The 25,422-nt window shown below is 50.4% G+C and carries 20 protein-coding genes and 1 other annotated feature; of the genes, 5 read left to right on the top strand and 15 right to left on the bottom strand.

The annotated features are described in order from the left end of the window. Positions 1 to 6: 6 nt before the first annotated feature. The 4 genes from KNP00_RS02885 to KNP00_RS02900 are packed head-to-tail and all read right to left on the bottom strand — an operon-like array spanning position 7 to position 4,189. Positions 7 to 1,044, bottom strand: coding sequence for a type IV pilus twitching motility protein PilT (locus tag KNP00_RS02885; protein WP_215142041.1), 1,038 nt, complete (start codon positions 1,042 to 1,044; stop codon positions 7 to 9). Then, the gene (locus KNP00_RS02890) at positions 1,037 to 2,707 is read right to left on the bottom strand and encodes a GspE/PulE family protein (RefSeq protein WP_215142042.1); all 1,671 of its coding nucleotides are present in this window, start codon (positions 2,705 to 2,707) and stop codon (positions 1,037 to 1,039) included. Before KNP00_RS02890 ends, KNP00_RS02885 begins: the two co-directional genes overlap by 8 nt. Before the next feature lies 1 nt (position 2,708). Next, positions 2,709 to 2,993, bottom strand: a complete 285-nt coding sequence (locus tag KNP00_RS02895; RefSeq protein WP_215142044.1) for a hypothetical protein — start codon at positions 2,991 to 2,993, stop codon at positions 2,709 to 2,711. After that, complete coding sequence (locus tag KNP00_RS02900) at positions 2,990 to 4,189, bottom strand: G5 domain-containing protein (RefSeq protein WP_215142046.1); 1,200 nt, start codon at positions 4,187 to 4,189, stop codon at positions 2,990 to 2,992. The genes KNP00_RS02895 and KNP00_RS02900 overlap by 4 nt, the downstream gene beginning before the upstream one ends. Before the next feature lie 158 nt (positions 4,190 to 4,347). On the opposite strand from KNP00_RS02900, the gene KNP00_RS02905 reads away from it, so the two are divergent. From KNP00_RS02905 to KNP00_RS02915, 3 genes are read left to right on the top strand one after another with little or no spacing between them, the layout of a single operon-like run. Next, the gene (locus KNP00_RS02905) at positions 4,348 to 4,803 is read left to right on the top strand and encodes a prepilin-type N-terminal cleavage/methylation domain-containing protein (RefSeq protein WP_215142048.1); all 456 of its coding nucleotides are present in this window, start codon (positions 4,348 to 4,350) and stop codon (positions 4,801 to 4,803) included. Continuing rightward, the gene (locus KNP00_RS02910; protein WP_215142050.1) at positions 4,751 to 5,314 is read left to right on the top strand and encodes a prepilin-type N-terminal cleavage/methylation domain-containing protein; all 564 of its coding nucleotides are present in this window, start codon (positions 4,751 to 4,753) and stop codon (positions 5,312 to 5,314) included. The genes KNP00_RS02905 and KNP00_RS02910 overlap by 53 nt, the downstream gene beginning before the upstream one ends. Before the next feature lie 18 nt (positions 5,315 to 5,332). Beyond that, positions 5,333 to 6,979 (top strand): hypothetical protein, encoded by a 1,647-nt coding sequence (locus KNP00_RS02915; protein WP_215142052.1) that lies wholly within the window; start codon positions 5,333 to 5,335, stop codon positions 6,977 to 6,979. Positions 6,980 to 7,025: 46 nt separating this feature from the next. On the opposite strand, the gene KNP00_RS02920 is transcribed toward KNP00_RS02915, so the two are convergent. The 3 genes from KNP00_RS02920 to KNP00_RS02930 all read right to left on the bottom strand — a co-directional run bounded on the left by KNP00_RS02920 (position 7,026) and on the right by KNP00_RS02930 (position 12,729). Next, the gene (locus tag KNP00_RS02920) at positions 7,026 to 7,667 is read right to left on the bottom strand and encodes a hypothetical protein (RefSeq protein ID WP_215142054.1); all 642 of its coding nucleotides are present in this window, start codon (positions 7,665 to 7,667) and stop codon (positions 7,026 to 7,028) included. 22 nt (positions 7,668 to 7,689) lie between these two features. Beyond that, positions 7,690 to 11,433: a DUF5057 domain-containing protein gene (locus tag KNP00_RS02925; RefSeq protein WP_215142057.1), complete on the bottom strand. Its 3,744-nt coding sequence runs from the start codon at positions 11,431 to 11,433 to the stop codon at positions 7,690 to 7,692. A 66-nt stretch (positions 11,434 to 11,499) separates the two neighbouring features. Then, positions 11,500 to 12,729 (bottom strand): bifunctional folylpolyglutamate synthase/dihydrofolate synthase, encoded by a 1,230-nt coding sequence (locus tag KNP00_RS02930; protein WP_215142059.1) that lies wholly within the window; start codon positions 12,727 to 12,729, stop codon positions 11,500 to 11,502. 109 nt (positions 12,730 to 12,838) lie between these two features. On the opposite strand from KNP00_RS02930, the gene KNP00_RS02935 reads away from it, so the two are divergent. Both KNP00_RS02935 and KNP00_RS02940 read left to right on the top strand, forming a co-directional pair. Continuing rightward, complete coding sequence (locus tag KNP00_RS02935) at positions 12,839 to 14,272, top strand: protein adenylyltransferase SelO (protein ID WP_215142061.1); 1,434 nt, start codon at positions 12,839 to 12,841, stop codon at positions 14,270 to 14,272. Positions 14,273 to 14,385: 113 nt separating this feature from the next. Further along, entirely contained in the window at positions 14,386 to 14,841 is a 456-nt protein-coding gene (locus KNP00_RS02940; protein ID WP_215142063.1) for an ASCH domain-containing protein, read from the top strand. 79 nt (positions 14,842 to 14,920) lie between these two features. Here the strand turns inward: KNP00_RS02940 and KNP00_RS02945 are convergent, their stop codons facing one another. The 8 genes from KNP00_RS02945 to KNP00_RS02980 form a co-directional block, all read right to left on the bottom strand. Further along, entirely contained in the window at positions 14,921 to 15,670 is a 750-nt protein-coding gene (locus tag KNP00_RS02945; RefSeq protein WP_215142065.1) for a hypothetical protein, read from the bottom strand. Positions 15,671 to 15,763: 93 nt separating this feature from the next. After that, positions 15,764 to 18,415: a valine--tRNA ligase gene (locus KNP00_RS02950; RefSeq protein WP_215142067.1), complete on the bottom strand. Its 2,652-nt coding sequence runs from the start codon at positions 18,413 to 18,415 to the stop codon at positions 15,764 to 15,766. A 56-nt stretch (positions 18,416 to 18,471) separates the two neighbouring features. Further along, positions 18,472 to 18,692 (bottom strand) — a binding site (T-box leader). A 47-nt stretch (positions 18,693 to 18,739) separates the two neighbouring features. Further along, positions 18,740 to 20,044 (bottom strand): glutamate-1-semialdehyde 2,1-aminomutase, encoded by a 1,305-nt coding sequence (hemL, locus tag KNP00_RS02955; RefSeq protein WP_215142069.1) that lies wholly within the window; start codon positions 20,042 to 20,044, stop codon positions 18,740 to 18,742. After that, positions 20,041 to 21,021 (bottom strand): porphobilinogen synthase, encoded by a 981-nt coding sequence (gene hemB / locus KNP00_RS02960; protein WP_215142071.1) that lies wholly within the window; start codon positions 21,019 to 21,021, stop codon positions 20,041 to 20,043. The genes hemL and hemB overlap by 4 nt, the downstream gene beginning before the upstream one ends. Then, positions 21,018 to 21,713 (bottom strand): uroporphyrinogen-III synthase, encoded by a 696-nt coding sequence (locus KNP00_RS02965; RefSeq protein ID WP_338082251.1) that lies wholly within the window; start codon positions 21,711 to 21,713, stop codon positions 21,018 to 21,020. The genes hemB and KNP00_RS02965 overlap by 4 nt, the downstream gene beginning before the upstream one ends. Beyond that, the gene (hemC, locus tag KNP00_RS02970; protein ID WP_215142073.1) at positions 21,676 to 22,593 is read right to left on the bottom strand and encodes a hydroxymethylbilane synthase; all 918 of its coding nucleotides are present in this window, start codon (positions 22,591 to 22,593) and stop codon (positions 21,676 to 21,678) included. The genes KNP00_RS02965 and hemC overlap by 38 nt, the downstream gene beginning before the upstream one ends. A 54-nt stretch (positions 22,594 to 22,647) precedes the next feature. Further along, positions 22,648 to 23,994: a glutamyl-tRNA reductase gene (gene hemA, locus KNP00_RS02975; protein ID WP_215142074.1), complete on the bottom strand. Its 1,347-nt coding sequence runs from the start codon at positions 23,992 to 23,994 to the stop codon at positions 22,648 to 22,650. A 182-nt stretch (positions 23,995 to 24,176) separates the two neighbouring features. Next, positions 24,177 to 25,346 (bottom strand): AI-2E family transporter, encoded by a 1,170-nt coding sequence (locus KNP00_RS02980; RefSeq protein ID WP_215142075.1) that lies wholly within the window; start codon positions 25,344 to 25,346, stop codon positions 24,177 to 24,179. Positions 25,347 to 25,422: the final 76 nt, after the last annotated feature.

The raw sequence follows: 25,422 nt of genomic DNA on the forward strand, positions 1-25,422 counted from the left end.
CACTCATCACCTCGTCTCTTCTGTCGGAATGGCATTCGGATTGATGATCCCTTGCCGCACTAGTTGCTCGATGGCGGCATCCATCGACTGCATGCCTTGCTGGCGACTCGTCTGTATGACGGTCGGCAACTGAAACTCTTTTTCATTCCGAATCAAGTTCGCTACCGCAGGGTTCCCTAACATGATTTCCATCGCGGCAACACGACCTTTCGGGACATCAATCCGAGGAAATAATCGTTGACTGACGACCCCGAGAAGGACGTTTGCGAGTTGTGTTCGGATTTGGTCTTGCTGTTCTGCGGGAAACGCATCGATGATCCGACTCACAGTCGACATCGCGCTCGATGTATGGAGCGTCGCCATGACGAGGTGTCCCGTTTCAGCAGCCGTCATCGCCGTTGAGATCGTCTCTAAGTCACGCATCTCCCCTAGCAAAATAACATCCGGGTCTTGTCGTAAAGCCGCCCGGAGACCGCTCACGAATTTCATGACGTCCGAGCCGATCTCCCGTTGGTCGACGATGCTTTGATCGTGTGAGTGCAAATACTCGATTGGGTCTTCTAACGTGATGATTCGTTTCCGTTGGGTTCGGTTGATCTCATGAATCATCGCTGCAAGCGTCGTCGACTTCCCAGAACCGGTCGGGCCCGTCACGAGGATGAGTCCGTGTGGTTTTTCAATCAGTCGCTTCAACACGGTCGGCAGGTTCAGTTCGTTCAATGTCGGGATTTCCCCGGAAATGGAACGGAACGCAATCGCAATCGTCCCTCGTTGGTAATAGGCGTTGACTCGGAACCGTGAGACACGGGGCACACCGAACGAGAAGTCAAGATCTCGTTCACGTTCGAGACGTTCCCGCATATCGTCGGTCATGACTTCCTTCAAAAATCCTTCAAGGTGGTGAGGCAGTATTTTATCTTCCCCCATCGTGATGAGACTTCCGTCCACCCGAATGATCGGGGGAGATCCTGCCGTCAAATGAATATCCGAGGCGCGTTTCTCGACCGCATTCGTCAAGATGACCTCAATCGATTGGTTAATCATAGGCATTCTCCGTAATGACCGTTCTTAATATTTCCTCTGTCGTCGTCAGACCAGCCGCGACTTTGTCCAATCCGTCTGCTAGCAGGAACGTGACACCTTGTGACTTGGCGTAGTCAACCATTTCTGACTCTGTCGCTTGATTCATGATCATTCGGCGCAGCCCCTCATCGATGGGGACGACTTCATGGATGGCGAGACGTCCCCTGTAACCGGTGAAGTTACATGAAGAACATCCCTTTCCACGCACAACCTGGTCAATCTGCACGCCTTCAGCTTTAAACAAGCTCTGTTCACTTTTTGAGACCGGTTCGGCTTTACCGCAGTCCCGACAGACACGACGGACGAGACGTTGCGCGACGAGCCCGGTCGTCGAGGCGGCGACAAGGAACGGTTCGACTCCCATGTCGACGAGTCGCGTAATCGAACTGATCGCCGAGTTTGTATGGAGCGTCGATAGCACGAGGTGACCGGTAAGCGAGGCACGAATCGCAATTTCAGCCGTCTCGGTATCTCGAATCTCCCCGACCATGACGATGTTCGGGTCCTGACGTAAAATGGAACGAAGACCAGAAGCGAACGTCAATCCGACTTTAGCGTTGACCTGGACTTGGTTGATACCATCAAGCTGATACTCGACCGGGTCTTCGACCGTGATGATGTTCTTCGTCTCATCATTCAGTTCTTTCAATGAAGCGTAGAGCGTCGATGATTTTCCGGAACCGGTCGGGCCAGTGATTAAAATAATCCCGTTCGGACGTTTCAACATGTCCCGATACGCCTGTTCGTTCCGTTCGCCGAATCCGAGTTTTGTCAAATCGGTCAGCCCTTGAGACGAATCGAGGACCCGAATGACGATTTTCTCTCCATACATCGTCGGAAGCGTCGATACCCGGAAGTCGTATGCCCGGTTGCGCAACGTGTACTTGATCCGCCCGTCTTGCGGTAGGCGAGTCTCGGTGATATCGAGATTACTCATGACTTTAAGACGCGTCAGCATCACGCTTTGGATCTTCTTCGGATAGACCGTTTCCGTGCGCAAATCCCCGTCAATCCGAAAGCGAACGTAAAGTTGCTTTTCATGCGGGTCAAAATGGATGTCCGAGGCACGTTGGTCAATCGCACTCAAGAACAGTTGGTTCACGAGGCGGATGATCGGTGCATCATCTCGACTGGCAGTCTCCTGCCGTTCGATTTCCGGTGCGTCGTCTTTTAAAATATCGACGAGTGACTGGTCCATCTCATAATAACGACTAATTGTTTTCCGAATTTGTTCCCGGGTCGCGATCCCGATCTCAATATTCAAACCGGTCTGCAGACGAAGGTCATCGATTGCGATCAAATCAAGCGGGTCTGCCGTCGCGACGTGGAGCGTGTTCCCTTTCAACTCGAACGGCATGACGTCATGTTTTTGCGCCAACGCTTTAGGAACGAGCTTCGTGATGGTCACATTGATGTCATAGGTGTACAGTTCAATGATCGGCACATGAAGCTGTTCATGAATCATTTGAATCAATTGTGTTTCGGTAATATGGTTTAACCGAATCAACGCGTCGCCGAGTTTTTCTCCTGGACGCTTTTGTTCGAGCGCCTCATCGAGCTGACTCGTTGTGATGAGCCCCGCCTCGATGAGCATCTCGCCTAGTCTACGTTTCGTTCGTCTCACGTTACTTCACCATCCTTTGAGGAGCCTCCTCTTGCTTGACTTCTCGTTCTTCGACGAAGACGCTCGCAGCCACTCCTCCAATTAATGCGGCGACGAGAATGAGCCATGCCCACCACGTTTGCACGAGCGCTTCCTCTACCATTACATATACACCAGCAGACAGAAGAATCGTCCATAGGCTGATGATGAGTTTCGTTTCACGTTTTTTCATCGCCGGCACTGACAATGCAAACAACGTCAGTGTGGCCAGTACCCAAAAGCCGAGTAAAATCAAATAACCAATCATCCGACTGCCTCCTGATCTGTAGGGTCCTCTTCTAATACGGGTGGTTCATTCTCAAGCGGACTCTCAAACGAATCATCATTGAAAGGTTCTTCTTCATCCGGGAAGACCGGAATCACCGGATCGACCGGCTCTGGCGGGGGAAGTGGAACCGAGCTCTTCGTCAAAATTTCAGGGGTTGGACCGTAAAAATCAAATCCGAGCAATTCCATCTTCTCCCCTTCATCAGTCACCGTGACTCGATACAGTTTACCTGACTGCCCGTCTTGTCCCGATTGGGTGACGGACGAACTTCCAGATGGAAGAGACGATGAGAAGCGGACGATCTTTTGGTAAGGGACCGTCTTCACTTCATCCACTCTCGCCTCATAAGCGGCCTCAAACGGTTGACCGAGTAACTGTACCGTGACCGTTCCCCCTTCGTTCAGAACGAGAATCGCATACGTTGATGCTTCATTATTTTGCACCGCAAAGTTTGAGCGCTCATCTATTTTGGTGTCATATCCGAGCTCGACTCCGGAAGGGAGCGTCTCGTGCGGCACACGCTCTAAAATCGCGAACGGTGTGGCCGCAAACATTCGATAGAAGGACGAACCGAGTGTCGTCAGCGCCTCGTAATCTTCGCCGAACGCCTTCAGGCTAAACATGTCACCCGCAGCCATCTCAAACCCGTTCATTCGATCAAGGGTTGACTGCATCGCCGGTGTCGGACTCACTGTGAAGGACGCAACGACCTCACTCTCTGCTGTCACTTGCTCTAACGTCACAGTCGATTCAAGCATAGACGCAGCATTCATCAAGGCAGGGGTCGTCATCGTCACGGGCTGTCCTTCTAAATAAGGTTCGACTTTCGCTTCATCAATCGACGTCAATAACGGATAGGCTCCCGTGTCCTCGATTGATTCGAGCGTATTCGCCACATCAAACGTCGCGACCTCTTTTCCAACCTCGACGACCGTGCCATCCATCAAATTGACCGAAAATGGTGTCGTCTTAAAATCTTTGATCGCGTTGTCGAGACGGACGCTCGCCTCTTCTTTTGTCATTCCTGACACGTCGACACCAGCGACCGTCGTATCCGTATATGTAGCACTCGACTCAGCGGACGCGTCCAAGTAATTGACGAGTCCGATCGTCGGCAACGTCACGAGTAAGACAAGTCCAATCAAAATGAACAGATGCATCCCATACCGCTTCATTCAAAAATCCCCCCGTATCTGATTCGCCTTATATTCTATGTATCCGATTAGCGTATAACTTTAGTATAATATGTATTGTACAAAAAATAACATTTAATTCAGTATTTCATACGTTATTTACCGATTGTTTTACTTTTTTTGAATAGGAGGTCAATATCTTGTCGGATTCTGAAAAAGGCTTTACGCTCGTCGAGGTGCTCGTCTCCATCGTCGTCCTCTCCATCGTCTCGTTCTCACTGTTATCCATCTTTAGCCAGAGTTTAAGGACGACCCATGATAGTCTCAATCAAACGATTGCGAATCAAGTGGCCCAAAACACGTTACATACATTGAACCGCCGCGCCGCTTCAATTGAACAACCGCTCAAACTAAATCAACTATTGAATCGGGACGGCATCAGCTCGACGTGCGACTTCTGTGAAGACACACGGATTCACGGGGAGACATACGTTGCGACGATTCAATCGTTATCTACTGTCCCCGGAAATACAATCGAGGTCAACATTTCAGTGACGACCGACCGATTACGAAATCCCGTAACCTTGAAAGGAGTCATCTCGAATGCGACTTTGCGCGAACCGTTCCCTGAAACGGCTGTACCGGCAACTGAATGATCAGAAAAATCGAGAAGACGGCTTCACACTCGTCGAATTGCTCGTCACGGTCGTCGTCGCTTCGATCTTGAGTGGAGTCATCATCACAGCCTTCATTACGGGCACTCTCGGATTTCAAATGACGAACGAGACGAGCGAACTGCGAAGTGAAGCGGATTATTTGATTGCCTCGGTCCTCTCTGATGTGAATCGGACCGAGTTCGATGCTGTGACGGAAGTGGACGCGACGTTCCAATTCCATCGGTTGTCCACGCCAGACATTTCAGAGGCAGGGATGATTTATCGGGAAGCCGGTTATGTATCGACCGACCTAACCCTCTCCGCCGACTCCTTCACCCCATCCAATCCACAAATCTCGATTGAACGCTTGACCATTCAATTGCGAGACCCGGTGTTCGACCCAAGACGGCCCTCCTACATGACGGGGGGACTGATTGAAATCGAGATGGATTTGAGCCAGACGAACGATTCTGATTCCGTGACTACGTTCGAGAGTACGATCCCATTTTAAAGAAAGGAGGCATTTTTGATGCGAAAACGTGAAGACGGATACGTCCTCGTGCTCGTCCTCGTGACGATGGCAGCTCTTGCTGTGCTGTCCCTTGCCGCCATGCAAGTGAATCTATCAACGAACAAACTGACGGTCATCCGGACGGAAGACACCCAACTGAATGAAGATGCGAAAAGTGCGCTCCGCCTAGTCGCCGATGGAGTCCGAAAGCAGTTTCCGCTCCACGGGGAAGCGGAAGTCCCGGCTCATATGGAGTCCGAGACCGCCTTCCAGACAGCCGTACAATCACTACTCGTCAGCGACGAACCGTTTACGGATTTGACGACAGACAGCGATGTCCGCTATTCCATCGAACTGAAAAAAGATGCGACGGATACCACCATTCAGACTGCGCCGTTCACGACGATTCTTCAAGTGAATGTCACGGCATCGCGTCAAGTGAATCCAGAGCAGCCCGAACTGTCGGTCGAATACACGCAAGACCTATATTTGACGGCACTCCCGTCCTTTTTATATTACGTTCTCGGTTCTGATGAACAGCTCGATGTAAACGGCATGCCGACCGTCCAAGGAAATATTTATTCAGGGGGACCGCTCACCTTCATGCGGCAGGCGAACTTCCAATTAGATGGTGTCGCAAAAACTATCGACAATGTGGCCTCGAGCCGACTTCATCTAGACGGTCGAATTGATTTGTTACAGCTGAACAACTGTTTGAGTTGCCAACAAGAAAACTATTTCACCGCCGGAACAGAACTGGCTGGTGAGAAGGCAGACGTCGGAGTGTCTCCGAGTCGTTTCTCACCGTTTCAATATAATTATTCGATTATCGAGTTTTTAAATCGTCACCTCGGCACGCCGCTCGCCTACACGAGTGACATCGACTCTCGCATCTTTGAAGAGGGGCTCATCGCTTCCACGAATCGCGTCTTCGAACTCGAACGGGTCCTATCAGAGGATGGGACATCGATTATCGAGCGGCCGACCTCGTATCTTCGAGCTGACGCCTATAACCTGTTATCCGACCCAACGATTCTGACATTACCGGATTCCATTTCAGATCGTGACATGTATGTCACCGAATCCATTACCGAGTCTGACGCCCCTCTTCTATTCGATGGGGACGTCGTCATTGAATCACTCGACAAACTGACGATCGCTCGTCCGTTGATCGTGCGGGGTAACTTGACGATCAAAGGCAATGTGTCGTTCAACTCGACTGTCTATACACTCGGCGACACGTTCATCGACCGCGCCAACATTCTCCCGATCGATGCCGAGAAAGGCAACTCGCTCATTCTTTTGGCAAAAGGAAAGATTTTGTTGAACCGGATCAATGAGTTCGATGATACACCGACGACGCTCCAGGCGTTCATGTACAGTGATTCGCTCGACCCGACGTACGTCTATGCGGTCGGCTCCATTCTAGAAGTCAACGGTGGATTGTATAGCCGAGGACCACTCGAAGTGAACATATTCCGTGGTACGTTCGATGGAGAAGGGTTGCGTCCGGCCGAATATTTTGACCGGCAAGTGCCCGCACATGAAGCCGAAGCGTCTCGATTAAAATTGACGTACAACGACTCCGTGTTCAATCAACTCGAAACGCTCCCGGTCACGAACCAACTCCAGTTCTTCGTCAGTCATCCCGTACAGTTAAAATAAGCTCACAAAAAACCGGCTTCCTCTCACCTCGAGAAGAAGCCGGTTTTTAGTTCCCCATCTTTAAGATAAGGTCTGAGTTATAGTCTTTTGCCGTCTGTTCCATCGCCTTCGTCCATGTCGCACCATGGTCAAGGAGAAGTTTTGTCAATTCAACTTGATTGTGACGAATCGGCTGTAGCAAGATTGATTCCGGTTCAACGATTGTATACCCTTCGCCTAGCAACAGCTCGGTCGCTTCATAGTTCAATCCTTCTACCGCATACGTCAACAAGCGTTCATCGTTCAATTTCGAAACAACGACTTTCCAATATGACGGATCTTCATTTTCATTGAACAACGAGGCGAGGATCGGCTCATTGTCAATCGACTGGAACGGGTCTATTTCAGACTGCAAATACGCTCCCAAGACGTCTGGCGTCCCCTCTGACAAGGCATAATCCATTTGATCAATCGTCGGGTCGACGAGGTCATGCGTCAATGCGTAAACGACAGCGTCCCATTCGCCACGCTGTTGAAAATCGTTCATTTCTTCCGTCGTCACTTCAGTTCGACTCGCCAACTCGTCCACGAGTGACGCCCCGGACAACGTTGACAAGTCGTGGTCGGCTCGAAGTTGAACGAAGAGCCAACCGATACTTGTCACAATCAACCCTACGACGAGTAGGAGGATGATTTGTTTTCGCTTCATATCAAAACCACACTCTCATCACTCAGTATCGGTCATCGTCTTGACCTGTTGAGTTTGTTTGGATCACTCGAACATAGAAGGTGTCTTTTATCGCATCAAATGATTTTCCTTGAGGCAATGTCGTAAATACTTCAATCTTTGCGACACCTGGCTTGAGTGCGATCATCTTTTGACCATCAGCATCGATTCGGACAATTTCCCGTCCCGACACGACATTCATTCGATAATCTCTCCACGTCGCTGTCGTCGGCCAAAAGCTGAGGGAAGGAATCGGCACGACGGCATCATCGACTTGAATCGTCATGTCTTTCGCCATGATTCGTGTCGGATACTCATTGACACGGACGACACTCGCGTTCGAACGAACGCCATTCAGTAACCCATTCTCGAATGAAGATTGAATCGTGATCGGTGTTGCGACACCGTCTTTTCCGTAGCCTTCATTCGCGCGGAGGGAGAATCCTCCATCCTGTTCAGTGACGGTCAATGCGGAAGGCACATTCCCAATCAAGCGGAACGGTTCGACGACACGTGGCTCGATGTCGACTTGGATGAACGCCGTCTCGTTGACTCGTTTCTCCACTCCGTCCTCATCGACTTCATCTGTATTCCAAACCCATAAATCTAACTGGGTCGGAGATTGGATGAGTTGAGGGGACAACACGTTGACTTTAAAAGTTGTAGACGGAGACTGAACTTGGAGTCCACTGAAAATCGACCCTGGAACGACAGTTGCCTTGAGCGTCGTCTCGCCAGGTTTTAGCCCTTCCAGTTCAAGCCTTTTGTCTGTCAAGTTGTATCGGACGCTGTCTCCACTCATGTTCTCGATTTTTATCGATTCAAACTGAGCTGTAGTCGGTAATATTTTCGGGGAGACAACTGTTTTTTGTCCGACATATAGAGATTGATCACCGATGTCAATCGACTCGGCCGGGCTGACGACCCGAAGCGTCGATTGAGCCGTGATGAGCGGACGGTTGTTCCCTGGGTCGATCGTGAGACGAATCTTCTTCTCACCCGGGCTCAATGCACGAATCGTGGCGTTGACCCCACTCGTCGTGATCGTTGCTACCCCGCTAGGCTCAAGGATTTCCCATTTCAACGTACTCCACTTCGGATTTGTGAACGTCTCGCCTAACTCATCCTTTATGGTCGGAACGATTGTCTGTTGCGCACCAACTTGCAACGTGACGTTCGGGATCGATGCGCTCTTTGCAAATGGGGCCCCGATTCCAATCAACAAGTCCGAGAAACGATTGGATAAGTCGAGGTGCGACTCCCAATTTTGATTCGTAGACTTCTCAACCTTCGAGACGAGCTCATTTTGCTCTTTTGCCCATTTGACCAATGAAGCAGACGGTGTGATTGCTCGAACGGTCACGTCAAATTGAAGATTCGTCTCTCCACGTACCAATTTATTTTGGTCACCGTTGTATTCATAGAAAAGACTCGGGTTAAAGACCAAATCCACCTTTTTCGAGTCAGTCGGACGCACCACTTCACCGTTTGGCAATGTGATCGATACGACTTCAAACTGGTTCGGCAGCGTCTCTTTGAACAACGTTTCGTTGATTCGGATATCCTCCCCGTCCTTTTGACTGCTCAACGAATCGAACGACTGTGGGTACTCGACGTTGTACTGGATCGTCCCTGTCTCATACAAGGCGATCGTAGAGGAGTCGATGGAACGAGTCACGTTGACCAACTTACTCGTGTCCGCTGCCTTTTTCACGTCAATCACGAATCGGTCTGTGACGCTCGCCCCGCGTGAATCGGTCGTCGTGATCGTGACATTGATCGGTCGGTTGGCAACGACTTGGTCTTTCGGAATGACGAGTTCCTGTACATCATAGTTTCGTACACCTTTGTATGTTTTCGACACGCCGTTATACGTCACGACAGATGTCAATTCTTTATCACGGAAGTCATAGTCACCTGGTCGCCATAATACTTTCACTGCTTGTCCTGACGACACTTTCACTTTCCCGGCTGCGATGTCGTCTTTGTCAAACGACTCCGTCTCATCCGCAACAGACTCTAACACGTTGTACGGTTTATGGTTTGAGCCGATGAACGCACGATACATCGTATTGATGAAGATTTTTTTCTCATCTTCAACGTCAAACTTATTCGTGTGACCTGCACCAGAGTAAGTGAAATTATTTTTCGTATACGTGTAATAGTGGTTGCTTGCATCCCCGTATGAACGATGTGGACTGTTTTTATCAGAAGACAAGTTATACCACGGTGTCACTTCAGGGTCATTTAAATCAAGAGTAAAATACTGGTTATGCGTTGTGGAAATAGCTTTTGGCGCATCATCCAACACATATGGATAGGAAGTGAAAATCCCGTCCTGCACCTTTTCAATCACTTTCGTCGTTTGCGGTGCACCGAGTCCCATGTTCGTATAAATCCGTTGTCCGGAAATATTTTTTGATGTTTCGGCGTGGGTGAATTGGCGTTCCCATTCGGAAGTGGCATTGCTTCCTCCACCGACCCTGTAAATCGTATCGTGCGTCAACATGACGCCTTGCCCTGTCTCAGCAAACGCTTTGACTTTGGACGTTGCCGCGACATTCATGCTTCCATTTTTGTTGTATGAGTCTTCAAAACCAAAAATCAACATGTCATATTCATTCGCCTGTAACTGTCGATCGAAATCTCCTTTTTGAAACTCGCTTGTCGTTCCATCGTTCAATGTGAATTTGTACTGTCCATTGTCATCTTGCAACATGGAAGATAAGTATTGAGTGATCTGTCCTTTTGTCGCTGTCCCTGCGGTCAACTGCAAAATATTCGCCTCTACCTTTTGGTCGATATAGAGGAACGTCCCTTTTTTATAATCGGCACGCCCGGTCACCGTATCCTTGGCGACGATCATCCAGTTCTTCGGTCCTGTGTAAGTAGGCTGTGACAACAAGAACTCTAATTGTGTCGTCGATGAGGCGATTACTTCGGTGACCTTATCTTCCGGGTCAAAACGGTCGTTATGGTCGAAGTCGATGTACAGTTCGACGATTGTACTCGCTGTCGGTGTGCCTACGAACTGATAGTTGAACTGGAACGGTTTACGGTCATTGTCCTTCACTTCTACCGTTCCGTTCACGAGTGGTTTTTGATTATACGTGACATCGACATTCGCCAATAACGGACGAATGCTCTGTTGTTCCACTAACTCACGAATCAATGCTTGATCGGTGTCGAACTGCTTCACGTTTTTAAACGCTTTGAGAGCAGACAATTGTTTCACATTTTTACTCCCAAGTGTCACATCGTTATGAAGATACACCGGCAATCCTGTTTTCACATAAAAATCTGTGATTTCACCTAACTTTAAGTCCGTTAAATCATTTAACATGTTGGTCGTATCGTGCTTTTTTGAGCGCTCATCTTTATTCTTTGCTTTTTTTATGTCATTCACGTCATCAAGCGCTTCTTGATATTTCTCTTTAAGCGGGCTACTTCCGAATACAATCGCATCGTATGCCCCATCCATCGGGAAACGAGTCGCATTGAACTGCTTGACCGTCATGAAGTCAATCTCTAAGTTTGAGAACTTGCTCTGATTGGTCGCGAGCGACGCCTTATACGCATTGATCTCTGTATCTAAAGCTTTTTGAGTCAATACATTGCTTGCTGTAAACGCATCTCTCAAGAAAAGTACTTTATATTTCGGTAAATCCTGCGCCTCAACAACATGGCTTTGAGGGACGAACGAAAATAGTAAAATGAAGATGATGGCGACATGCATAAGTTTACGCAATGTATAGTCCTCCCTATTTTTTAGTCTTCACTACTAATTATCCCACCGGCTTGAAAAAATATACATCTATTTCTTTGACATCAGGTAAATGTTTTCGTCAAAGAAACGTCTCACTTCACTGATGAAATAAAGTGACCCGGTCACAATCAGCGTCTCGCTTGTCGGTGTTTCCATCCAATCGTTCAACCACTCAATCCATTCAACGAAACGCGCGCCATCTCGCTCAAGCTGCTCTTTCGTTCTCGCACGTGGAAAATCAAACGTCGTCTCATATACATCCCCAATCTTTTGAAGCGCATGAATCATCGTGTCGCGGTCCTTGTCTGCTAAAATGGCCGTCAGCACCGTCACGTCTCGTTCTTGTCTTGCTTGCACAACTAACGCATCGATGCCTTCCGGGTTATGCGCCCCGTCTAAAATCACCCGCGGTCGTTTGGAGACGAGTTCGTATCGTCCCGGATGTCGTGCCCGCTCGAGACCAGACCGAATCGCCTCTTCCCGCCATCCGAGATGACGCGCCACCGCGACGGCACATGCCCCGTTATAAGCTTGATGATGTCCTGTCAATCCGAGCACGACCGGTTGCATCCCCTCATACGTCACAAGCGTCTCTGTCCCGCTCTCGATGTGCTTGACCAAAGGATGTACATCATGAATCGGTGCACGCATGTCACGTCCTTTTTGGGACAATAGGTCGATCAACTGCCCCTCACCTACACGATGGAACACCGGGACATCATACTTCATGATGCCGTACTTCTCCATCGCGATCTCCTCAAGCGTATCGCCGAGAATACCTTGATGGTCATGACCAATCGACGTGACGATTGTCGCAAGCGGTTGCTTCACAACATTCGTTGAATCGAGTCGTCCCCCGAGACCGACTTCCCAAAGGATGATGTCCGGCCGTACGTCATCAAAATAGCACCATGCCATCATCGTCAGCAGTTCAAACTCCGTCAACGTCTCCGGAGCCACGTCCGCCAACGCTTTGACACGGTTCGCCACATCGACGAGCGCTTCTTCAGGAATCGGTTCTCCGTTCAACATGATTCGCTCCTCGAATTGAACAATATAGGGCGATGTGAACGTCCCGACGGATAATCCTTCCGCAATCGCCATTTCCCGTAAAAAGGCGACGGTCGACCCTTTTCCGTTCGTCCCGGCCACGTGAATCGACGGGTGTTCTTCTAATCCTAGCCGCTCAATCATCCAGTTCATCCGCTCGAGACCCGGTTTGATCCCGAAGCGAAGCTGTCCACTCAACCAATCGAATACATGTTCTCTCGTCTTCATCTTCCACACTCCTACTGTTTACACTTCTGTTTCATCTTATCAAAATTCACGACAGCCGTTATGGAAAACAGTCTGTGCTATACTCGAAGCGAAGAAGGAGGCATGCGCCATGACAACTGATTTGAACTTCGAGGCGACGTACCTCGAACTGCATGACATGTTTTATGACCGTGGATCCATTTACCCGGTCGACAACCCGACACTCGCCTTGTTCAACGACACGTTGGCAACCTCAATCGGACTCGATGCGACATCGCTCAAGCGAGACATTGATTTACTTGCCGGCAATCGTCAAACCGAGACGTCGTTCTCGCAAGCCTACGCCGGACATCAGTTCGGTCACTTCACGATGCTCGGGGACGGACGCGCCCTCATGCTCGGGGAACATGTGACCCCTGATGGAACGCGCGTCGATGTGCAGCTCAAAGGGTCCGGACCGACCGCTTATTCTAGAGGTGGAGATGGTCGAGCCGCCCTCGGTCCGATGATACGGGAGTTTATCATCAGCGAGGCGATGCACGCGCTTGGCATCCCGACGAACCGGGCGCTCGCCGTCGTTCAGACAGGAGAAGCCATCATGCGACAAGGTCCAAAACACGGGGCCATCCTGACCCGGATTGCTTCGAGTCACCTGCGTGTCGGGACGTTCCAATATGCGACTGCGTTCGGTTCGATTGATGACGTCACCGCGCTCGCGGATTATGCAATCGGACGTCACGATTCCGATTTGACCGATGCACCGGATCGATACGAACGGTTCCTCGGTCGAGTCGTCGAAAGACAGGCGAAACTGATCGCCAACTGGCAACTCGTCGGGTTCATTCACGGGGTGATGAATACGGATAATATGTTCATCAGTGGGGAAGGTCTTGATTATGGTCCTTGCGCGTTCATGGACACGTATCATCCGGAGACGGTCTTCAGCTCGATCGACCGAGAGGGACGATACGCCTATGCGAACCAACCGTATATCGGATCTTGGAACCTCGCCCGACTCGCGGAGACATTGCTGCCGCTCCTCGGAGAGACGAAAGAAGATGCGGTCGATGTGGCGAACAGACAGCTCACCCGCTATACCGAGCTATATAAAGAAGCGTATTTCACTGGACTCGCGCATAAGATTGGCATAGACGTCCGAAAAGACGGTGACGATGCGCTCACGGATGAGCTGCTCCGCTTGATGATGGAGACGGAGTCGGACTATACGAACACGTTCCGCTCGTTGACGCTCGGTGAGATCGAATCTCTTCCTTTCGCGAAGCGAGACGATGGAAAGGCATGGATTGATGCTTGGCGGAAACGTTTGAGCGATCAAGGGCCGGACAAGGACGTGAGGCAATTTATGCGCCAACATAACCCGGCCGTCATTCCACGTAACCATCACGTCGAGAAAGCGATCCAAGCAGCAGAACGAGGCGACTTCGGTCCGACCGAGGCGCTACTCATGATTTTGCGTGACCCATATAATTACGACAAACCGTCAGAATACGTATCGGCAGGTCCACCGCGGACGTATCCGTACCAGACGTTTTGTGGCACGTGAACCATCTCGCTCACGCGAGGTGGTTTTTTGAAACTTCTTTTTTATTCGTACGTATTATGGAGTGCTTTTAGTACGTATTATGGAGTGCTTTTAATTGAAAGGAAATGATCATGATGAATGAAATGACACTCGCTTATTGGAATCAATATTGGAAAGGTAATGAAGAGCATCCGCCGACTGAAGTCGAAGCGTTTCAATTCGGAGATGATGCCAATACGCTAGCCGAACTGGTCGTCTCTGGAAAGAAAACCGCAACGTGTTCCGCACACATACTTTATGAGATGGAGAATGAACCACTCCCCTACGTCGGGCAGTACGCCATCGTTCTCGATGCAACGGATCGACCGGTCGCCATCATTCAAACGACTGACGTCACAATCCAGCCGATGAATGAGGTATCCGAGGATTTCGCCTTGGCTGAAGGTGAAGGAACATACAAAGAATGGTGGGACATTCATGAGCGATTCTTTAGCGAATTACTCGGTTCGTATCAATTATCTTTTTCACCGAATATGACGCTTGTCTGTGAACGCTTTATTGTCGTGGACCGATTCAATGCAAAAGAGTGATTGAACGTGAAGATGACCTCGAGTGAAGAATATTTTTTGATAAAGACCCGAACGTCGCTCTTAACGCTCGGGTCTTCGTTTACTCCGATTCATAGAATGGGAACGATTCAGACGAAGGCTCTGGTAAAGAATCGACCAACGTCAATAACTCTTCTTCCGAGACATTGCCTGTCACAAGAATCAATTTGTTTTGACTGATGTAGTACATTCCATTGCCGCTCGGCTGGTTCAATCGATAATACTCCACTCCATCTACATGACGATTGATTCGCTCACCGTCTCCTACACTGAATGCATCGGTCATCAAAATGGTGACTAGTTGCGTCTCATCATATAACGTCCACAGTTTTACAGGTCGTTCCACGTCCTCGATTTCACTATCGATTGTATACATCAAATCTTGTGGGAGCGCCAAGTCGTGACGTCTTTTAACAGAAGCGTCAGTAATCCCAAAATGCTTCATCCCATGCATGACCCATTCTCCGTCCCGTGAATAGTGATAGACGCCGAAAGAAGGCGTTTGGTTTGGATGAGCCATCGCAACCAATCCAATGTCTCCGACTGTCGTCTCATAGATGACATCCTTTGTAGAAAGGTGACCTTCCGATCCATCTTTATATTGCAGGGTGATTTGTTGAACTACCGCATCTGATAGCGATTCGGTGCCTTTTGGTACGTCTTCTACTAGCGTACCTACCCATTCAGGTGAGGTGGTCACTTCAATCGTCTCAACTTCATCTCTGTCTTTCTTTACAGACCCCGTTTCTTCTGATGTCGTACATCCAGTCAGCCCCAATACAAGAACACACATTGCCCCGATTCGCTTCATCTCATATCCCCTTTTCTACGTCCACCTATCCAAATTATACCAAAACACAAAAAACCTTCTTCAGAGAATTAATCTCCAAAGAAGGTTCATATCTTACTTACGCAACTCTTCCAAACGGGCGCGGACCGCGTCACGCTTGTCGAGGTAATCTTTTTCTTTTGCTTTCTCTTCGTCGATGACGTGAGCCGGTGCCTTGGCGATGAAGCCTTGGTTTCCGAGTTTCTTCTGCACGCGCTCGACTTCCTTCTCATACTTCGCCACTTCTTTTTCAAGACGCGCGATTTCTTCTTCGAAGTTGATGAGGTCTGCGAGCGGGATGAAGAGCTCCGCTCCTGTCATGATCGCAGACATCGACTTGTCCGGAGCCGTGAGACCACGTCCGATTTCGAGTTCTGTCGCGTTCGTGAACTTGCCGATCGTCATCTCGTTCGCGCTCAAGTAACCTTGTGTCGCATCATCGCTCGTCGAGATGAAGAGCTGGATCGGTTTTGACATCGGCGCGTTCACTTCGGCACGGATGTTACGGACCGAGCGGATGACGTTCATGACGGCTTCAAATGCTGGAACCGAGTCTGCGAAGTGAAGGTCGTCACGACGCGTCGGGTAGCTTGCACGTACGATTGAATCGCCTTCGTGCGGCAAGTGCTGCCAGATTTCCTCTGTGAGGAATGGCATGAACGGGTGCATGAGACGCATGATTGAATCGAGCGTATGCGCGAGGACCGAACGTGTCGTGTGCTTCGCCGCTTCGTCCTCACTGTAGAGCGTGAGTTTGGCCATCTCGATGTACCAGTTACAGAACTCTTCCCAGATGAAGTTGTACAAATAACGACCGGCTTCACCGAATTCATATTTGTCGACGAGGCGAGTCACTTGGTCGATCGTGTCGTTCAAGCGAGTCAAAATCCACTTGTCAGCAAGCGTCTTCTCACCCGTGAGGTCGATGTCTTCTACTTTGAGCCCGTCCATGTTCATGAGAGCGAAACGGCTCGCGTTCCAAATCTTGTTCGAGAAGTTCCACGTCGATTCGATTTTCTCCCAATAGAAACGAAGGTCGTTCCCTGGTGTCGAACCTGTGAGGAGGAACCAACGGAGTGAATCCGCTCCATACTGGTCGATGACTTCCATCGGGTCAACGCCGTTACCGAGTGATTTCGACATCTTGCGTCCTTCCGAGTCACGGATGAGACCGTGGATGAGCACATCGTTGAACGGTTGCTTCCCTGTGAACTCGAGTGATTGGAAGATCATGCGTGATACCCAGAAGAAGATGATGTCGTATCCCGTAACGAGTGCGCTCGTCGGGAAGTAACGGTTGAAGTCCGGTGCGTCCGTGTCCGGCCAGCCCATCGTTGAGAACGGCCAGAGCGCTGACGAGAACCACGTGTCGAGGACGTCTTCGTCTTGTGTCCAGTTCTCACTGTCCGCTGGCGCTTCTTTCCCTACATACACTTCGCCTGTCTCGTTATGGTACCAAGCCGGGATGCGGTGGCCCCACCAAAGTTGACGGCTGATACACCAGTCGCGGATGTTCTCCATCCAGCGGAGGTATGTGCCTTCGAATCGTCCTGGGACGAAGTTGACTTTCGTGTCGTCGTTCCCTTGTGCCTCGAGCGCCGCTTTTGAGAGTGGCTCCATGTCGACGAACCATTGTTTCGAAAGGTACGGCTCGATGACCGCGCCTGAACGTTCCGAATGACCGACCGAATGCGTGTGCGGCTCGATTTTCACGAGCGTGCCGTCTGCCTCTAAATCTTTGACGAGTTGCTTACGGCATTCGAAGCGGTCGAGCCCTTCATACTTGCCAGCGTTCTCGTTCATCTTCCCGCCTTCGTCCATGACGAGCACGCGTGGAAGGTCGTGACGGTTCCCGACTTCAAAGTCGTTCGGGTCGTGGGCCGGTGTGATCTTCACGCAGCCTGTACCGAACTCCATATCGACGTAGTCGTCTGCTACGATTGGGATCTCACGGTTCATGACCGGAAGCATGATCGTCTTGCCGATAAGGTCGGTGTAACGCTCATCTTTCGGGTTGACGGCAACTGCCGTATCGCCGAGCATCGTCTCTGGACGTGTCGTCGCGATTTCGATATGACCTGAACCGTCAGTGAGTGGGTACTTCATGTGATAGAACGCACCTTCGACTTCTTGGTAAATGACCTCGATATCGGAAACGGCCGTCTTTTGAGCCGGGTCCCAGTTGACGATGTATTCGCCACGATAGATTAAGCCTTTTTCATACAAGCGGACGAATACTTCTTGAACGGCCTTCGAGAGCCCTTCGTCGAGTGTGAAGCGCTCACGTGAATAGTCGAGACCGAGACCGAGTTTTGACCATTGGTCGCGAATCGTCTTCGCGTACTCGTCTTTCCATTCCCACGTCTTCTCGAGGAACTTCTCACGCCCGAGGTCGTAACGCATGACGCCTTCTTCACGAAGTTTTTGCTCGACTTTCGCTTGTGTCGCGATTCCGGCATGGTCCATCCCTGGGAGCCAGAGGACGTCATATCCTTGCATGCGCTTCAGGCGTGTCAACAAGTCTTGGAGCGTCGTGTCCCAAGCGTGACCGAGGTGAAGTTTCCCGGTAACGTTCGGTGGTGGGATGACGATTGTGTACGGTTGTTTCGTATCATCCTCGTCTGCTTTAAATACATCGTTCTCTAACCAGTAGTCGTACCATTTTGACTCTGTCGCACTTGGGTCGTACTTCGTCGGCATGGTGATTTCATTTGTCTCATGGGCCATGTGTAGCGCCTCCTCTATATATTGTGAACACAAAAACGGCTTCTCTCGTCCTATACGCTAAGGACGAAAGAAGCCGGATCTTCCGCGGTACCACCTTAGTTCGCCAACAAGTGGCGCCCTCAAAATCGAATAACGGTCGATGGACCGAACTTTCCTACTCCATTCAGAAAGTCAGCTCCGAGGCGACTTCCGCGTCCATCCCTCGCAACCTTTCACCAAGCGGTCGCGTCTCTAAAAGGAATGGATGATGCGTACTACTCCTCATCAAAGCAATTCATCGTATCTGTTAGATAATTGTAGCGACAGAACCGTCAGCAGTCAAGATTAGAGCGAAAACTCTTCTTGAATCTCCTTGAATGTCGCCTCGACCGCTGCAATCGTCTTCTCGATATCCTCATCCGTATGAACCGTCGAGAGGAACAAGCCTTCGAACTGTGACGGTGGCAAGAATACGCCGCGTGCCGCCATCTTCTGATAGTATGAACGGAACATCTCAAGGTTCGCTGATTTCGCTTTCTCGAAATTCGTCACTTTCTCATTTGTGAAGAAGAAACCGAACATCGAGCCGGCACGGTTCGTGTCGTGCGGGATGTTGTATGTCTCACCGGCCTGCGTGAAGCCTTCCGCGAGACGGTCTGCCTTACGCTCGAACTCCTTGTAGTGCTCCGGTTTGAGTTGCGAGAGTGTCGTGTAGCCGGCAATCATCGCGAGTGGGTTACCCGAGAGCGTACCTGCTTGATAGATCGGACCTTGCGGGGCGATCTGTTCCATGATTTCACGTTTCCCGCCGTAAGCACCGACCGGTAGTCCACCGCCGATGACCTTACCGAGACACGTGAGGTCCGGTGTGACGCCGAAGTATCCTTGTGCACAGTTATACCCGACACGGAAGCCCGTCATGACCTCATCAAAGATGAGAAGCGCGCCATTTTGTTCCGTGATCTCACGGAGTCCTTCGAGGAACCCGGCTTGTGGTGGCACGAAGCCCATGTTTCCAGCTGCCGGTTCGACGATGACACCGGCGAGATCGTCGCCATATTTCTCAAACGCGACGCGAACTGCCTCTAAGTCATTGTAAGGAACGGTGAGCGTATGGCTCGCGAGTTCTTTCGGTACACCTGGTGAGTCCGGAAGACCGAGCGTTGCGACACCCGAACCGGCTTTAATGAGAAGCGAGTCGCCGTGTCCGTGGTAGCATCCTTCGAACTTTAAAATCTTTGTCTTCCCGGTATAGCCGCGTGCGAGGCGAAGTGCCGCCATCGTCGCTTCTGTACCCGAGTTGACCATACGGACCATCTCGATCGACGGGACGCGGTCGATGACGAGTTCTGCCATCTTCGTCTCGAGCTCGGTCGGCGTCCCGAACGTCCAGCCTTTTTCAGCTTGTTCTTGGATCGCTTTCGTGACGACCGGGTCACGGTGACCGAGGATGAGTGGTCCCCATGAGAGGACGTAATCGATATACTCGTTGCCGTCGATGTCATAGACGCGTGAACCTTCACCGCGTTCGGCGAAGATCGGCGTCATACCGACCGATTTATAGGCACGGACCGGGCTGTTGACACCTCCTGGCATGAGTGGGCGGGCTTGTTCGAACGCTTCTTGTGAGCGCGTTTGGTTATATGTCATGCGTAGTCTCCTTCCAAATAGCGACAGACGTCTTTTGCGAAATACGTGACGATGAGATCGGCACCGGCACGTTTGAATCCGACCATCGTCTCCATGACGATGCGTTCTTCGTCGACCCAGTCGTTCAGTGATGCGGCTTTGATCATCGCATACTCTCCGCTCACGTTATACGCCACGATCGGCATATCGAGTGAGTCGCGCATGTCACGGATGATGTCCATGAAGGCGAGCGCCGGTTTGACGATCATGAAGTCGGCACCTTGTTCGACGTCCGATTGGGACTCACGGAACGCCTCGCGGCGGTTCGCCGGGTCCATCTGATACCCTTTCCGGTCACCTTCGCCAGGAGCCGATTGGGCAGCGTCACGGAACGGTCCGTAATAGGCTGAAGCATATTTGACGCCATAGCTCATAATCGGGATATGGCTGAATCCGTTTTGGTCGAGACCTTCACGGATGGCTGCGACGAATCCGTCCATCATCGAGCTCGGTGCGATGATATCGGCACCCGCCTGTGCTTGCGTGATCGCCGTCTGGACGTGAAGTGGGAGTGATGCGTCGTTATCGACGTCCCCATCCTTCATGAGGCCACAGTGACCTGTCGATGTATATTCACATAGGCACGTATCGGCGATGACTGTGAGCTGTGGCGCCCACTCCTTTACTTTACGGATCGCTTCTTGGACGATGCCGTGATCGTGATACGCTTCACTGCCTTCTGGGTCTTTATGTTCCGGCACACCGAACAAGAGGACTGATTGGAGACCGAGGTCGACGATTTCTTTAATCTCTTCTTTGAGTCGGTCAAGTGAATAATTGAAGACGCCAGGCATCGAGCTGACTTCACGTTTAATGTTGGTCCCTTCAATGATGAAGAGTGGGTAAATCAAATCTTCTTTCCGAACATGATTTTCACGTACGAGGGCACGCATCGACTTCGATGAGCGAAGACGACGGTGACGGTCAAACTGGTTCATGAAAAATCCTCCCCTACACACTGTATTAATGCATCCATAGTATAACATTCTGGCACTCGTACCGGTAACGTCGACACTTGTCGCACGGCACGTTCGGTCACTTCGCCGATGGCGTACCACGTCCCATTGAAGCGGGATAAGTGGGGGCCGAGCGCATCGACGGCCGACGGGCTCAAGACGAGTAACGCCTTCACCGTCTCGAGTTGTCGTTGTTGCGCCGGTGTCAACGCCACTGGAACCGTCTCATAGACGACCCAGTCATATATGTGAGGCAACATCGACATATGGGACGTGTTCGCCAAGTTCCCGCGTGCGAACAAGACGATCTCATCGTCCGAGACAATGTCACGGAGCTTTTGAAACAGCGCCTCACCCGTATACGTTTCCGGCATGAGCGAGACGGTAAAACCTTCCGTCTCAAGCGCCCGTTTCGTCTTATCTCCGACAGCGGCGACCTTCACGTCTCGAGTTAAACCCCGAAGCGCGGGTACGGCGTTTTGGCTCGTCACGACGAGCCAGTCGAATCGTTCCACGGGCGGCGGTGTATGCGTCTCTCTCGTTTGAATGAGCGGGACGTGATGAACGGAAAGACCGCTCGCTTCGAGCCGTGCCCGTTGCGAAGCGGTCATTCGTTTCGTTCCCGTGTACCAGACGTCACGCATTGACCGAGGCGAGGATCTCGCGCCCTCCACGGCCGAGCAACTCCTCTGCGATGTCTTGCCCGAGCGCGACTTCGTCCGTTGACGTCTTCGTCACGCGAAGCACTTCTTTTCCGTCCACTGACGCGATGAGTCCGGTGAGGGTCACATCGTCACCATCGACTGTCGCATAACCGCCGACCGGTACGTGACAGCTCCCTTCGATTGCCTTCAAGAACGTCCGCTCCGCTGTCGCCGCTTTCGCCGTCACCTCGTCATGCAAGAGTTGAAGGACTGCCGTCACTTCCGCATCGTCCTTACGGCTCTCGATTGCGAGTACGCCTTGACCGACAGCCGGCACCATGACGTCCGGGTCGAGCGCTTCAAAATCGACACGGTCCGTCCACCCCATCCGCTCGAGTCCTGCTTTGGCGAGTAAGATGGCGTTATAGTTCTCCGAGTCCAACTTCTTCAGACGCGTGTCGATGTTCCCACGAATCCATTGAATCTCAAGGTCGGGACGCGCCGCTAAGACTTGAGCCCCTCGACGGAGTGAACTCGTTCCGACGATTGCCCCTTCTGGAAGCGTATCGAACGTGTAGCCGTTCTCACAGATGAGGACGTCACGCGCATCGACACGTTTTGGCATACAGCTGATGTACAGCTCTTTCGGAAGTTCGGCCGGAACGTCTTTCATACTGTGTACGGCGAAATCGATGTCCCCATCGATCATCTGTTGTTGAATCTCTTTGACGAACAGACCTTTCCCGCCCACTTTCGAAAGTTGTACGTCGACGATTTGGTCCCCTTTCGTCACGATCTCTTTAATCTCGAAGTCGTTTTGTGCACCAGCTTTTTTTAATTGCTCGATGACCCATTTCGTTTGCGTCATGGCAAGTTGAGAACGGCGTGAGCCGACGATGATTTTACGCATATTAAGTCTCTCCTTCATAGAAAAAGGCGACAGACGTCGCCTTTTTTGTTCTTGTTAGCGCATCAACGCGCGAAGTGGTGCTTTGGCAGAAGTGGCATCCGTCTCTTCCACTTCATCGATCGGTTGTTCCGGTAACTCGACATCGAGTCCGAACGTCTCAATAAATTGAGCGATGCGAACGTTCGCATCCGGCTGAGCCGCTGCGTCTTTAATGTAGTCAATCGGATCACGAAGCATCTGATTGATGATGGACTTCATATGCTTCCCGATCACTTTCTTGTCTCGTGCTGACAAATGGTCGAGCTTGCGCTCTAGACTTATCATCGTATCTTCCTGAACATCGAGGGCACGCGCCCGTAACTCGTTCATGATCGGCACGACACCAAGTGTGACGAGCCATGTTTGGAACTCTTGAATCGCTTCATCGATTTTCATCTCAATCTTCTCCGCCTCGATGAGACGAGCCTCAAGATTTTTATTGACGATTCCATTCAAATCATCGACATCGAACAAGTGGACACCCGGAAGTGTTGCGACCGCTGGATCGATATCCCGCGGTACAGCGATATCGATGAGAAGGAGCGGGCGTTCACGACGCAAGAGCTGTGCCGCTGCCACGTCGTCATATCCGATGAGCGCTTCTTTTGATCCGGTCGAGCTGATTAATATATCCGCATCAAGCAAGCCGCATGCGATTTCACGAATCGAATGAGCGCGACCTTTGAACTTATCCGCGACGGCTTTCGCTTTACTTTCCGTTCGGTTGAACACGGCAATCTGCTTGGCACCTGCCTCAAACAAGTTGAGCGTTGTCAGTTCACCGGTCTCCCCGGCTCCAACGACGACGACTTGCTTATCGTTCAATTGTTGATACATCTCTTGTGCGAGCGTCACGGCAGCCGAACTGACCGATACGGACATTTCCCCAATTTGTGTGTCCGTATGCGCGCGTTTGGCCAATGTGACCGCTTCTTTGAACAGTTTGTTAAAGACGGTCCCTGTCGTACCATACTCTTGAGCACGGAAGAAACTCGTCTTCACTTGACCTAAAATTTGTGTTTCCCCAATGATCATCGAGTCAAGACCCGACGTGACCCGGAACAAGTGACGAATCGCCTCTTCTCCTTCACGAATCGACAAATACGGTGTGAACTGGTCCATCTCTAAATTGAACCAGTTTGCCAAAAAACGTTTCGTGTAATAACGTCCGGTATGGAGTTGATCTGTCACGACGTACAGCTCCGTTCGGTTACACGTAGACAAAATAACCGACTCGAATATGCTTTTCTCCTCGCGAAGCGCAATCATCGCATCCACGATTTCTTGCTCCCCAAACGAGAACTGCTCCCGAATCGCGACAGGGGCTGTCTTGTTATTTAGTCCAACGACGACAATATGCATGTATCTCTTCCCCTCATCTAAAAATCCACCGACGGTTGTCTCTTCTTTTCAATCTCTACCGTACATTATAACAATTTTTATCTAGGAACTATAATCTTCTGTTTGATTTTCTTAGAATAAAATAAGAACTTTTTGTGACAAAAAGAAGTAGAAATGGAGAATTCCCATTCCTACGGCTTTTCTTATGAATCTGACGAGTTCGGGTCTGTAATAATCGAGCTTTCGGTCTCCTCTTTGTTCAAATAATGTTCGCGCTCTCTTAATTTATAGATACGAACGATATTTTGAACAACTGTTTTAGCTACCGCATAGAACGGTACAGCAATGAGCATCCCGATGATGCCCGCCAAGTTCCCAGCCACAAGCAAGACGATGATAATCGTGAGCGGATGTACTTTCAAGGACTTCCCTTGAATGAGTGGCGAGATGACGTTTGATTCAATTTGTTGGACGATGATAATGACGACGATGACCCAAAGAACTTTAATCGGATCCTGAATGAACGCCACAATGACCGCCGGGACGGCACCTAGAAAAGGTCCGACGTACGGGATGATATTTGTCACCATCATAAAGAGTGCCAGCAAGATGGCGTAGTCTACATCGATAATTAATAGACCGATGAAAGAGGTGATCCCGACGAAAAACGCGACGAGTAATTGTGCATTCACGTAGTTTCGGACCGTTTCGTGCATATCGTGCAAGATGTGACGTGTTTCTTTCTCATAGCTCGATGGGAGAAGTTTGACAATCGCATCGGGCAGACGTTTGCCGTCAAGCAACATATAGAGAAGCATGAACGGGATGACGACGATCGTGATGACAGCTGACGTCACAAATCCAACGACTTGACCGAATGAAGATGCGATGTTTCCGAACAAATCTCCTAAGTACGAGGTGATGTTTGTCGTCAAGTTACGGAACACCTCATCGTTTTGCGCCATGAAACGCGACAAGAATTCGTTTTGCATCAACGTATCACGAACAGCGAACGCTTGCTGCTGAAGTTCTTTTGCGATACTTGGCATGGCATTGACTAAAGATGTAATCTGTTCCCCTAATACAGGACCTAAACTACTAAAGACGATCGTAAAGATGAGCACGAGACCAATCAACGTAGTCGCGACCGCGAGTGCTCGTTTTCCTTTCATTCTCTTTTCTAAAAAGTCGACGATGCCGACCAAGAAGTAAAAGAAGAGTCCCGCCACGATGAGCGGTACGGTGACTAGTGCCAAAATGACTTGAATCGGCTCAAATACGAATGAGATTTCAGTGCCGACCCAAATGACCAAAAAAATGGTCAACGTCCAAAAGAGGGCGCGATACCATTTGCTTTCAAACATACGTTGCATTTTTCCACCTCGTTTAGTTATGACTATGTATTATCTCTGATTATACGATAATTACCCTCTCGCGTAATGACAAAAA

Source organism: Exiguobacterium qingdaonense (genome assembly GCF_018617855.1).
GTDB lineage: Bacteria > Bacillota > Bacilli > Exiguobacteriales > Exiguobacteriaceae > Exiguobacterium > Exiguobacterium qingdaonense.

Coding starts and splice junctions, on each gene's coding strand:
- hemA (WP_215142074.1), bottom strand. CDS start 23,994: ATGCATATTGTCGTCGTTGGACTAAATAACAAGACAGCCCCTGTCGCG.
- KNP00_RS02900 (WP_215142046.1), bottom strand. CDS start 4,189: ATGAAGCGGTATGGGATGCATCTGTTCATTTTGATTGGACTTGTCTTA.
- hemB (WP_215142071.1), bottom strand. CDS start 21,021: ATGAACCAGTTTGACCGTCACCGTCGTCTTCGCTCATCGAAGTCGATG.
- KNP00_RS02895 (WP_215142044.1), bottom strand. CDS start 2,993: ATGATTGGTTATTTGATTTTACTCGGCTTTTGGGTACTGGCCACACTG.
- KNP00_RS02950 (WP_215142067.1), bottom strand. CDS start 18,415: ATGGCCCATGAGACAAATGAAATCACCATGCCGACGAAGTACGACCCA.
- KNP00_RS02915 (WP_215142052.1), top strand. CDS start 5,333: ATGCGAAAACGTGAAGACGGATACGTCCTCGTGCTCGTCCTCGTGACG.
- KNP00_RS02920 (WP_215142054.1), bottom strand. CDS start 7,667: ATGAAGCGAAAACAAATCATCCTCCTACTCGTCGTAGGGTTGATTGTG.
- hemC (WP_215142073.1), bottom strand. CDS start 22,593: ATGCGTAAAATCATCGTCGGCTCACGCCGTTCTCAACTTGCCATGACG.
- hemL (WP_215142069.1), bottom strand. CDS start 20,044: ATGACATATAACCAAACGCGCTCACAAGAAGCGTTCGAACAAGCCCGC.
- KNP00_RS02910 (WP_215142050.1), top strand. CDS start 4,751: ATGCGACTTTGCGCGAACCGTTCCCTGAAACGGCTGTACCGGCAACTG.
- KNP00_RS02980 (WP_215142075.1), bottom strand. CDS start 25,346: ATGCAACGTATGTTTGAAAGCAAATGGTATCGCGCCCTCTTTTGGACG.
- KNP00_RS02940 (WP_215142063.1), top strand. CDS start 14,386: ATGAATGAAATGACACTCGCTTATTGGAATCAATATTGGAAAGGTAAT.
- KNP00_RS02885 (WP_215142041.1), bottom strand. CDS start 1,044: ATGATTAACCAATCGATTGAGGTCATCTTGACGAATGCGGTCGAGAAA.
- KNP00_RS02945 (WP_215142065.1), bottom strand. CDS start 15,670: ATGAAGCGAATCGGGGCAATGTGTGTTCTTGTATTGGGGCTGACTGGA.
- KNP00_RS02935 (WP_215142061.1), top strand. CDS start 12,839: ATGACAACTGATTTGAACTTCGAGGCGACGTACCTCGAACTGCATGAC.
- KNP00_RS02930 (WP_215142059.1), bottom strand. CDS start 12,729: ATGAAGACGAGAGAACATGTATTCGATTGGTTGAGTGGACAGCTTCGC.